The 11,325-nt window shown below is 40.7% G+C and carries 11 protein-coding genes; 9 read left to right on the plus strand and 2 right to left on the minus strand.

Annotation, left to right across the window (positions count from 1 at the left end):
* Positions 1-231: 231 nt before the first annotated feature.
* The 9 genes from NZ848_RS07010 (at position 232) to NZ848_RS07050 (ending at position 9,264) form a co-directional block, all read left to right on the plus strand.
* Positions 232-1,455 (plus strand): sterol desaturase family protein, encoded by a 1,224-nt coding sequence (locus NZ848_RS07010; protein ID WP_259014918.1) that lies wholly within the window; start codon positions 232-234, stop codon positions 1,453-1,455.
* 137 nt (positions 1,456-1,592) lie between these two features.
* On the plus strand, positions 1,593-2,879 hold the full coding sequence (locus NZ848_RS07015) for an O-acetylhomoserine aminocarboxypropyltransferase/cysteine synthase family protein (RefSeq protein ID WP_253534839.1): 1,287 nt from the start codon (positions 1,593-1,595) through the stop codon (positions 2,877-2,879).
* A 124-nt stretch (positions 2,880-3,003) separates the two neighbouring features.
* A complete protein-coding gene (locus NZ848_RS07020; protein WP_259014927.1) occupies positions 3,004-3,186 on the plus strand; it encodes a DUF1684 domain-containing protein in 183 nt (60 codons plus the stop codon).
* Positions 3,187-3,440: 254 nt separating this feature from the next.
* On the plus strand, positions 3,441-3,875 hold the full coding sequence (locus tag NZ848_RS07025) for an RrF2 family transcriptional regulator (protein WP_101727808.1): 435 nt from the start codon (positions 3,441-3,443) through the stop codon (positions 3,873-3,875).
* Positions 3,876-3,977: 102 nt separating this feature from the next.
* Complete coding sequence (locus NZ848_RS07030; protein ID WP_259014919.1) at positions 3,978-5,411, plus strand: phytoene desaturase family protein; 1,434 nt, start codon at positions 3,978-3,980, stop codon at positions 5,409-5,411.
* A gap of 58 nt (positions 5,412-5,469) precedes the next feature.
* Positions 5,470-6,729, plus strand: coding sequence for a YeiH family protein (locus NZ848_RS07035; protein WP_259014920.1), 1,260 nt, complete (start codon positions 5,470-5,472; stop codon positions 6,727-6,729).
* 211 nt (positions 6,730-6,940) lie between these two features.
* Complete coding sequence (locus NZ848_RS07040; RefSeq protein WP_259014921.1) at positions 6,941-7,573, plus strand: peroxiredoxin family protein; 633 nt, start codon at positions 6,941-6,943, stop codon at positions 7,571-7,573.
* 54 nt (positions 7,574-7,627) lie between these two features.
* The gene (locus tag NZ848_RS07045; protein ID WP_259014922.1) at positions 7,628-8,209 is read left to right on the plus strand and encodes an RBBP9/YdeN family alpha/beta hydrolase; all 582 of its coding nucleotides are present in this window, start codon (positions 7,628-7,630) and stop codon (positions 8,207-8,209) included.
* A gap of 152 nt (positions 8,210-8,361) precedes the next feature.
* Positions 8,362-9,264, plus strand: coding sequence for an aldo/keto reductase (locus NZ848_RS07050; RefSeq protein ID WP_259014923.1), 903 nt, complete (start codon positions 8,362-8,364; stop codon positions 9,262-9,264).
* A 52-nt stretch (positions 9,265-9,316) separates the two neighbouring features.
* Here NZ848_RS07050 and NZ848_RS07055 read toward each other — a convergent pair whose 3' ends face one another.
* Positions 9,317-10,177: an MBL fold metallo-hydrolase gene (locus NZ848_RS07055; protein ID WP_259014924.1), complete on the minus strand. Its 861-nt coding sequence runs from the start codon at positions 10,175-10,177 to the stop codon at positions 9,317-9,319.
* Positions 10,164-11,084 carry a serine hydrolase gene (locus tag NZ848_RS07060; RefSeq protein ID WP_259014925.1) on the minus strand — a complete coding sequence of 307 codons (921 nt, stop codon included), beginning with the start codon at positions 11,082-11,084 and terminating at the stop codon, positions 10,164-10,166. Before NZ848_RS07060 ends, NZ848_RS07055 begins: the two co-directional genes overlap by 14 nt.
* Positions 11,085-11,325 lie beyond the last annotated feature (241 nt).

Genomic DNA, 11,325 nt, shown 5'->3' on the forward strand with positions numbered 1-11,325 from the left:
ATGTGTTTTAATTTGTGTCAGAATCAGATAATCATCAACAGACGGAGAGTTTCTTCAGATTTATTATTTGAGACCACGGTCGTGAGTCTTATACGGAAGACAAAGAGTTTCATAAACTCTTTCAGGTGGTTCGAAACCACTCACGACAACCACAGTTTTGAATCTTGATTTAGTTGGATGTTGAACCACGCTATTGATTCAGTAAATTATTTAACAAAAATCAAACCTGCTATGGTACTCAATTATTTGGCGCTGGCTGTACCTTTCTTTTTGTTTTTTATCTGGCTTGAGTATTTCATTGCCAAAAAGCAAGGTAAGTCTTACTTTAAATTCAATAGTTCAATAGCTAATCTGAATGTTGGCATAGCCGAAAGGCTGATTGATTTATTTACGGCCGGAGGTTTCTATTTTTTTTATGACTACCTGCATAAGAACTTTGCCATCTTTGATATTCAGCCAAGTTTGCTTTTATGGATTGCTCTTTTGCTGGCTACCGATTTTTTATGGTATTGGTATCATCGTTTCGGGCATGAAATTAATCTTTTCTGGGGGTTTCATGTAGTTCATCATACAAGTGAAGAGTTTAATTATACTGCCGCAACCCGAATAACTATTTTTCAGGCATTGGTACGCACTTCATTCTGGTCTGTTTTACCAGTTATAGGTTTTCCGGCAGAAATGATTACCGTTATTCTGTTAATACATGGTATATATCCCTTTTTTACACATACCCGTTTGATAGGTAAACTGGGCTTGCTTGAGTACATTATCGTTACACCGTCGCATCATAGGGTGCATCATGCCAGCAATGAGCAATACCTGGATAAAAATTATGGCGATATGTTTATCATCTGGGATAAACTCTTTGGTACTTATGCCGAGGAAAAAGAGGAGCCGTCTTTTGGGTTAACCAAACAATTGGATAGCTATAGTTTTTTATGGCAGCATTTCCATTTTCTGGTTGAAATTGCCTACGCAGCCAAGGAACAGAAAGGTTTAAGGAACAAACTAAAAGTAATTTTTGGGAAACCCTCAGATTTTGACCCTGAGATTCGGGCCAGAGCTGAGAAGCGATTCCTGGCTGTAAGAAAAGTACAGGCCTATACCACAAAATTCAGAGCTTATGTAATAGCCCAGATAGCATTTATAGTTACTGCTTTATTTTTGCTTTTACTGTTTGAACACTACGTGCCGGTATTTTTGCAGGTATTGGCAGCATTATTTATTTTGGTAACCCTGATTAACTGTGGCGCTATTCTCGACCAGCGCCGCTGGGTTTTTTATCTCGAATTTGCTCGCGCAAGTCTGGTTCTGATCGCCACCTTTTATTATTTCCCTAACCCAACTATGGTGGGTATGGCAATTTTGTTAATATTAATAAGCCTGGCTCGCTTTTCAAGCCTGCAAAGGCACTACCTGTGGTTTATTTACGGAAAAAGAAAGGCTTTTAAATAGTTATAGATGTTTTATCATCGTAATAGGTTATGGTAATTAAATTAGCTTGGTTAATTTTTAACCAAGCGTAATTTTTTTCGTAATTATGAAAAAAAATTTTACTCAATTTATAAAGTACAATTAAAACCAATTAGAACATGAAATTTGAAACCCTTCAGCTGCATGCCGGACAGGAAATTGACCCGACAACCAACGCCAGAGCAGTACCTATTTTTCAGACAACCTCTTATGTATTTAACAATGCCCAGCACGGCGCAAATCTTTTTGCGCTGAAAGAGTTCGGCAATATATACACCAGAATTATGAACCCCACCAACGATGTATTCGAAAAGCGCATTGCCGCTTTAGAAGGTGGGGTAGCCGCGCTTGCGGTTAGTTCAGGCCATGCAGCGCAATTTGTGGCTATTAATAACATTACAACCGTTGGCGACAACTTCGTTACTACCTCTTTTTTATATGGTGGTTCGTATAATCAGTTTAAAAACTCGTTCAAAAATATTGGTGTAGAGGCTCGTTTTGCAGATGGCGACAAAGTAGAGAGTTTTGAAAAACTGATTGACGAGAAAACCAAATTTTTGTATCTGGAAACCATCGGTAATCCGGGCTTTAATGTGCCTGATTTTGAAGCTTTTGCCAAACTGGCACAAAAATATGATTTGCCACTAATTGTAGATAACACTTTTGGCGCGGGCGGCGCTATTGCGCAGCCCATTAAATATGGCGCGCATGTAGTGGTAGAGTCGGCCACTAAATGGATTGGCGGGCACGGTACAACCATGGGTGGCGTTATTGTTGATGCCGGCACTTACAATTGGGGCAATGGCAAGTTTCCTCAGTTTACTGAGCCTTCGCCTAGTTATCATGGTCTGGTGCTGAATGATGTATTTGGTATCGGCGGTCCATTTGGTAATATTCAGTTCATAATCAGGGCAAGGGTAGAAGGTCTGCGCGACTGGGGCCCGTCTCAGAGTCCGTTTAACTCATTCTTGTTAATTCAGGGTCTTGAAACTCTTACGCTAAGGGTAGAGAGAATCAGCGAAAACGCCTTAAAACTGGCACAGTGGTTACAGGCGCATGAGCAGGTAGAAAGTGTCAATTATCTGGGTCTGGAAAACAATCCTTACCACCAACTGGCTAAAAAATACCTCAACCGCGGTTTTGGTGGTGTGCTGTCATTCAAATTGAAAGGCGATAAAGACCGTGCATCGAAATTTGTGGATAGCCTGAAATTAATCAGTCATCTGGCTAATGTAGGCGACTCAAAAACATTGATTATCCACCCTGCATCCACTACGCATTCGCAGTTGTCAGATGCAGAACAGGTAACAGCCGGAGTTGAACCTACTCAATTGCGCATATCTGTTGGTATTGAGCATATTGATGACATCAAAGCAGATATTGAGCAGGCTTTTGCAGCGCTTTAAACAGTTACAGTTAAGACCTGCAACGGCAGTATTTGCAGGTCTTATACTTTTACAAGTAACATTGCAAACTAATTTGCTGATGCAAAAATAAAAAAGTGATTTACCGTGCCGGAAAGTTTTATATATCGACAAACCTTACAAAAACGGAAAGGTATATCTTGATTTCAATAAAGCCATAAGCCCTCCATGTGCTTTTACTCATTACGTCAATTGTCCTTTACCCCAGGCAAAATACGTTGCCGGTTGCCATTCAGGCAGGGGACAAAACGTATGGGCAGCACTGAAAATTTTACGTACCTTTAGTTAAGGCCAGGTAGCCTCAAAAAAAGCAATGTGGTTTTTTGTACTCTGATAGGCTTCATTGTTTTTTTAAACTAATGAAGCAGTCTGGCCTGGCTTAGCATTAGCCGGGTCAGATTTTTTATGGGGCAGATAAGCCTTAATATTTATAATAATTTAATCTACTAAATTGGTAGATTATATAGAAATATAGATTATATTTGTACATCAATAAACTAAACTAAATACTATTTCATCAATTACAATTAACAACCGGGCGCCATGATTTCTAAAAAAGCGAAATATGCCTTAAAAGCCCTGAAGGTTTTGGCAGAAAAATATGGTGAAAAAGATTCACTTACTGTAACCGATATTGCCAGTGAAGAGAGCATACCGAGGAAGTTTCTGGAAACTATTTTGCTTGAATTAAGGAATAATGGCCTGCTAACCAGCCATAAAGGCAAAAACGGTGGTTATTCTTTAAGCATGGAACCCTCTAAAATTACGCTGGCAAGAATATTACGAATAACAGATGGCCCAATTGCGCCCACATTATGTGTATCTATTTATTATTACGATAAATGTGATGATTGCGGTGACGAAGAAACCTGCGCCATAAGACCCATTATGCTAAAAGTGCGAGACGCCAACCTGAAAGTTTATGAAAACACAACCCTGCTGGATTTCGTTAATAAAAAAGAGCTGGCCCTGGCATGATTCAGCTTATAGCTGAATAAAAAGGCAGGAACACTTTTTTAAGTTAGCTCAAGTGAGTATTTTCAAATGGGCTAATTACGTAAATCGGTAAATTGAGGTAAAATGGCAAAGAAAGAGTATGATGCGGTAATAGTAGGGGCTGGGCCAAATGGCTTGGCTGCGGCTATAACCTTACAGCAGGCAGGTTTATCAGTATTACTGATTGAAGGACGGGGAAAAATTGGTGGCGGGCTACGGTCTGAAGAACTCACATTACCGGGGTTTGTACATGATGTTTGTTCGGCCATTCATCCAATGGCACTCGCATCGCCTTTTTTCAAGTCATTGCCTCTGGCTGATTTCGGACTCGAATTTATCCAGCCTCCGGTAGCAGCGGCTCATCCGTTTGACGGTGGTTCAGCTGCGTTGGTCCACCGCTCTGTGGCAGAAACTGCCTCCGCTTTTGGAATAGATGAAAAAGCGTATTTAAAGTTAATTCAACCATTAACTGCGGGTTTTTCAGGGCTGGTAAATGATATACTGGCACCTTTACATTTGCCTGACAATATATGGCAGTTTACAAAATTTGGTCTCAATGCCTTGCAACCGGCTTCAATGCTTGCCGGGCGTTTTCGGTCAAAAGAAGCAAAAGGCTTGTGGGGTGGTATGGCAGCACATTCAATGCTTCCGCTTGATAAATTAACCACCGCCGCCATCGGTCTGGTTTTACTTTCAGCTGGGCATGCGCATGGATGGCCTATACCCAAAGGAGGCTCAAATCAGATAGCCACAGCTTTGGCAGCTTATTTCCAATCTTTAGGCGGGCAGATAGAAACCGGTACATATATAAAGTCATTGCAGCAATTACCTTCATCAACAGCTGTATTATTTGATGTTACCCCCCGGCAGCTATTACAAATAGCTGGCCATACCTTCTCTTCAGTTTATCAATCACAACTGAAAAGATACAGGTATGGCATGGGGGTTTTTAAAGTCGACTGGGCATTGGCAGAGCCGGTGCCATTTACTAATTCCGGTTGCCGACAGGCCGGTACGGTTCATATCGGGGGTACATTTGAAGAAGTTGCCAATGCAGAGAAAATGAACTGGGCCGGCAAGCATCCTGATAAACCTTTTGTTTTATTAGCGCAACAAAGTATATTTGATACCACTCGCGCACCGGAAGGGAAACAAACATTGTGGGGTTACTGTCATGTGCCTGCCAATTCAACCCTGGACATGACAGACCGCATTGAACAGCAGATTGAACGCTTTGCGCCCGGGTTCAGAGACAGGATTCTGGCCCGGCATACCATGAATACGGCACAAATGGAAGATTATAACCCTAATTATATAGGGGGTGATATTAACGGTGGGGCTCAAACGCTTTCGCAGCTTTTTACAAGGCCCGCACTCAGGTGGTCTCCTTATCGTACCTCCACCAAAGGTCTTTACATTTGTTCTTCCTCAACGCCTCCGGGTGGTGGGGTACACGGTATGTGCGGATACCACGCTGCACAAAGAGTTTTGAAAGATTTGTTTCCTCAGCACAGTTAAACAGTAATTAAGTATTTGAAACATAAACCACTATAACCCTCTAAAATTTCGCATTGACATGCCTACACCTGCCAAGAAAATCTTTTTTACCGAAGACTCAACCGTTATTTTACTTGGATTTTCAATCATTATTTTATCTATTCTGGGGGTACTGTTACCAACACCTTCATTTGGCTGGCAAACCAGTAATGATCTGCTAACGAAAGTACTGGCTTATGATAACATTGTAAAAATTCTGGTGTTATTATTAGCCGTGCTTACCTGTGCTATTATTGGGGCCTTGGCACTTGGCAAGCCGGTAGTGCCTTTACTGGCTGGTATACCGGTTATTTTTGTGCTTACCATGCTGGCACTTATTATAGCCGGCAACAATAAAGTAAAAAACCTTAACCTGGAGGCGGTGATTTTTAGTTTGCTGATAGGCTTAGTTATTGGTAATACTGTACAATTACCTTTGTGGTTAAAAAACTCTTTGTCAACCGAGGTTTTTGTGAAAATAGGGCTTGTAATTTTAGGTACAAGCGTAATATTTTCCGATATCCTGCAAGCAGGTTTGCTGGGGCTTATTCAGGCTTTGGTAGTGGTAGTATCAGTATGGTATTTTGCATTCTGGGTATCTAAAAAATTAGGTATTGATGAAGAAATGGCCATTATGCTGTCAAGCGCTGTTTCTATTTGCGGCGTATCTGCGGCTATTGCTACTTCAGGGGCCATTAAAGGAGACTCTAAAAAGTTATCGTACGTTATTTCACTGGTGCTGATAACCGCTATACCTATGATGATATTTATGCCTTACATTGCCAAAGCGTTGGGTTTGTCTGAAGAAGTAACAGGTGCTTGGCTGGGTGGTACAATAGATACCACCGGGGCTGTAGTTGCATCAGGAACACTGGTTGGGGAAGTGGCATTGAAAACCAGCACAATTGTAAAATTTTCGCAGAATGTTTTGTTGGGAGTTGCTGCTTTTGCCATCTCTATTTACTGGACCTACACTAACAATCCGCTGGCAAAAGATAATGAAACAAAACCATCATTGACCGTAATTTGGGACCGTTTCCCGAAGTTTGTACTCGGATTCCTGGCTGCTTCGTTGCTTTTTTCTTTCTTTGTGCCTGCCGATACCATCAATGCAGTAAAGGGAAGCCTGAAAAATCTGCAAGGTTTATGGTTTGCTTTGGCCTTTACCAGTATTGGTCTTGAAACAAACTTCAGGGATATTTTCAATAAAGACAACAAAAAGCCACTGTATGCCTTTTTAATTGCTCAAACATTTAATATTTTCATTACCCTGATAATAGCTTATTATCTGTTCAGATAATTGACTTAGAAAAACCATTCCTTATGGCATGTTTAGTTTAAGCATGCCATTTTTTGTTAATTCAACAGGCACTGCAATAGTATCTTGTAGTAGATTATATGGATATACTATTTTATCTAAAATTAATCTACTAATATACTAGACTATATAGATTATTTGTTATATTTGCATCGTTAACGGAAAACAAAGTATTTTAATCGATTCAGACGTTATGAGCAACTACACACCCAAATATGACCCGGCTTTCTGGGATACTGATATTCAGGTAAAAAGAAACAACAGTAAGTTGTTGCCATTGCTTACCGGCTCTAAAGCACCCGATATCACTTTCAAAAAAGATATGGGTATCTGGCAGCAGGTTTCTTATCGATTTAATTATACCCAGGCTACCATAAAGTCAATTATGGATAATAAGCCTCTGGTTATCAGTTTTTTATCTGGCGGCTGGAATAACTACGGTTTAAAACACCTGAAGTTACTGAGCCAGGCATATCCTGAGATACTTGCTTTAGGAGGTAACCTGCTGGTAATTGTGCATGCTTCGTATCAGGACGTTAGAGAAATGGTGCAATACTTTGAGATTCCGTTTAATGTAATTGCAGACCCACATAACGAGATATCGGAAAAGTTCGGGCTTTTTTCGAAGGATGTTCCTGTTTGGGATAAGGTGTCTGGCATTTCAGAAGAGGTACCTATTCCGGCTACCTATGTACTTAATCAATATGCAAATGTCATTTATCATACTATAGACGAAGATTTTTTGCATACATTTTCGGCAACCAAAGTGCTGGGGGCTGTGTTTGCGGCTGTCAACAGGGTTCCGTTTGTTAATTATGCTGCCTGATACGCAGACACAAAGTTTATCCGTTTATTGTTTATTTAATAAACAAATAATAGCATGCAATTCAGAACAGACATCAATTATCTGACAATCCCGGGTCTGGCAAGTTCTGGTCCGAGGCACTGGCAGACTATTTGGGAAAAACAGAGTCCGGCTGTTTTTACCAGAGTAGAACAGGATAACTGGGATCTGCCCGACCGTGCCGAGTGGGTAGACCGTCTGAATAGATATATAAGTAATCTTAAGCAACCTACCATATTAGTAGCACATAGCCTGGGGTGTTTAACTGTGGCTCATTGGGCTCAAAAGTTTTACTCTCCATTCGTTAAAGGCGCTTTGCTGGTTGCCCCTGCAGATGCAGAATTATCAGAAAGGCTAAGTTTTGTTGAAGGGTTTAGTCCGATACCAAATACAAATCTACCGTTTGAAACCCTTGTTGTAGCAAGTACCAATGATATATATGCTTCTATTGAGCGCTCAGCATATTTTGCACAGCAATGGGGCAGTGCATTTCTCAACATAGGGGCAAAGGGGCATATCAATGCCAGTTCAGGCTTTGGTGAGTGGGCGGAGGGAAAAGCTATTTTGCACGATTTTACCAGCAGGTTGACAAAACCAGCTGAGGTGGCCTATTTGTAAAGCTGGTATTTGTCAGGAATAAAATATTAACTGGCCTTGATATTAGAAAGGCTTTGCGCTGAACGGTTGATTGTATTTTCACAATTTTTTACAATTACATGAAATATCCGAATTTTAATTATTTTTGTGGCGGATACAATTAAACTAACCTAATGAAAAAAGTTTACCTGAGTGATTCGGGCCCTAAAGTTTCGGAGGCAATTTACGGGTTCTGGCGATGGAACGATGAGGGACAAAGTACCACGGCAAAAATTGAAAAAATAATTAATCTCTGTCTTGAGCTGGGTATTAATACTTTTGACCATGCCGATGTTTATGGAAACTATACCATTGAAGAGCATTTCGGTAAAATTATTAAAAGCAAGTCTTTTAAGAGAGAAGACATTGTTCTTTTTAGTAAATGTGGTATCCGGAAGTCTGATGATGGTTCGTTTGATTACTATGATACATCAAAAGAGCATATTCTGAAAAGTGTTGATAATTCACTGAAAAGGCTAAAGACTGATTATCTTGATATTTTTCTGCTGCATCAAAGCGATTTTCTTTCAGACCCTGAGCAAACCGCAATGGCCTTGGCACAGGTGGTAAATTCTGGCAAGGTTAATCATATTGGTGTGGCCAACTTCACTGTTTTTCAGCATCAACTACTGGCGTCTTACCTGTCTATTCCGATTGTAACTAATCATATTGAGTTAAATCTGATGAACACAACCGCCATTGAAGATGGCAGGATAGATTTCATTAAGCAAAGTTTTAGCAAACCATTGGCCTGGGCGCCTTTGGCAGGTGGTAGGATTCTTAGCGGAGAAGACGAAAAGGCCGTTAAATTAAGAACAGTGCTTGAAAAAATTGGTGCCAGGTATAATGCTAACATTGAGCAAACGGCCGTAGCATGGCTTATGAAACTAGGCACATTGCCCATCATAGGGTCAACATCAGAAAGCCGCATCCGTAATGCTGCCAGTGCCTCAGCTGTTAAATTAACTCATCAGGAATGGTACGAGATTTACAGAGTGGTTGGTAACGCTGTAAATACAGATATAGGGCATGAATAAAATGCTGGCAAATCCATTGCAGGCCTATAATACCTGCAATGGATTTTATTTTTCAAACTATTTCAGTGCTTTTTCCTAATTCCAATACCCTATAAGGTATTTCTAATTCTTTTGCTTTCAAAACAAAACTATTGGGGTCTTCTGTGTTAAACTCAAACAGGTCATAATGGTGCGGAATAGTAAGCTTTGCGCCAATTTCTTTACCCAGCCTTGCTGCTTCTTCAAAATTCAGATTCCCGGCTACTTTTCTTTCTGGTTTATTGCCGTTTATGGGCAAAAATGCAACATCAACCTGAAAAGGTTTCAGTATCTCAACTATACCTTCATACCATAGCGTATCGCCTGAGTGGTAAACTTTATATGGTCCGAATTCGGCAACAAAGCCCATGTATTTCAGGTTTCCTGCCTCGTCTCTTTCAAGTTGGTTATGTGCAGCAGGCACTCCATAAACTCTGAATGGGCCTATTTCGGTACTTTCATTATCGTTTAAGCCAATGGGCCAGTCGTAGGTACATTTTAATCTATCCACAACAAAACTTCGGTTAGCTTCCGGGATAATCATGCTAATGGATGGATTAACCTCAAAAAGAGGTAGTAATGTTTCTGCATCCAGGTGGTCGGTATGATTATGAGACGACGTTACCACGTCAATCATATTCAGCAATGCAGGTTCAATAACTAATTCGCTGATGCGTGTATGCGGCTTATCTGTCTGTGCATATTTTTTGGTGAGGGAATCTGACAGGTATGGGTCAAAAAGCAGGTGCCTTCCATTATACTGAATCAGAAACCCACTTTGGCCAAGCCACCAAAGCCTGAATCCCTCTCTTTTATCAATCGTGCTTTGTATCTCCTGAAGTAACTCCCCGTCTTTTTTGTAAGCCTGTATCATGTTGTATTTAGAATTTATCATAGCCATCAACCGGTTTCCATTTTGATTTCGGTTCATAATAATGCCACAGTAAGGCACTTACTTTAAGCAATAATTCAAAGCCTTCGTTGGTGCGCGTCCAGGATTCGTCCTTCTGGTTTTTTGTAATAATGCTGTAAACGTATTCTCCACCTGGCGCGTGTACCAGAACAGTTTCAGAGCGAGAGCGGTTCACGGCTCCGTTTTTGGTAGCAACCTTTATATTTTCAGGAATCTGTGATAATCCGTGGCTATCCCAGAACTGCCTGCCCAGATTCCGGTACATTCTGTCTGAATAAGCCGGAGATATAATTTCACCTCTTCGCAACAAAGTTAATAACTTCGCCATTTCGCGGGGGCAGGTCTGTCCCCAGCCATATTGGCTACGATACGCTTCCCTGCCGGGAGTTCTTGAGTTAACTCTTGTTACAACAAAGCCCAGGGAGTCGAGGATAGCATTGATACGCTTTCCGCCACCTACTAAAGCCTGTAGCCATAAGCTGCCGGTATTGTCGCTAATGGTACACATCAGCATCATTACATGACTAAGCGGAATTTTCGCGCTGTCGCGCAGCGAGCCGACGATGCCATCGTCATAATGTAAAGAATCCCGGTAAATCAGTTCCTGCTCGTATTGCAGTGAACCCTGGCGTATTTTATCAAAAGTACCAATCATTATGGGTATTTTAACCATGCTGGCCGTAGGAAACAACGTGTCTGCATTAATAGCCACATACTTGTTGGTTTTAAGATTCTGAACATATATGCCTGCATCTCCATTAAAACCATTAAGAATTTCCTGTAGCTGCGCTTTCAGTTTTTTGTCTTCTTTTAAGGTTTGGGCAGTGGCAGAAGATACGTAGGCAATCAGGCTTAGGGTAAGGATGAAGTAAGTTCTAAGATTTTTCATTGAGTATCGGTAAAGCCACGAATATATAAAATTTCGGTGGCTTTAGCTGTTTCAAAACATTAGAAATGCTTACCTTCTCAACTAAATGCCATTTACCAAGCCTGATTAATAATTGAACAAACAAGTTTTATGGCAAGAATTATTGATTTGGTTGGAGCAACATCAAGATGTTATAAGGTGATTGGAGTAATTGAGGCAAAAGATTGCATTTCGGCTGATGTTACAATTTTTTTGCCTTTAT

The organism is Emticicia fluvialis (assembly GCF_024793945.1).
Lineage (GTDB): Bacteria > Bacteroidota > Bacteroidia > Cytophagales > Spirosomataceae > Emticicia > Emticicia fluvialis.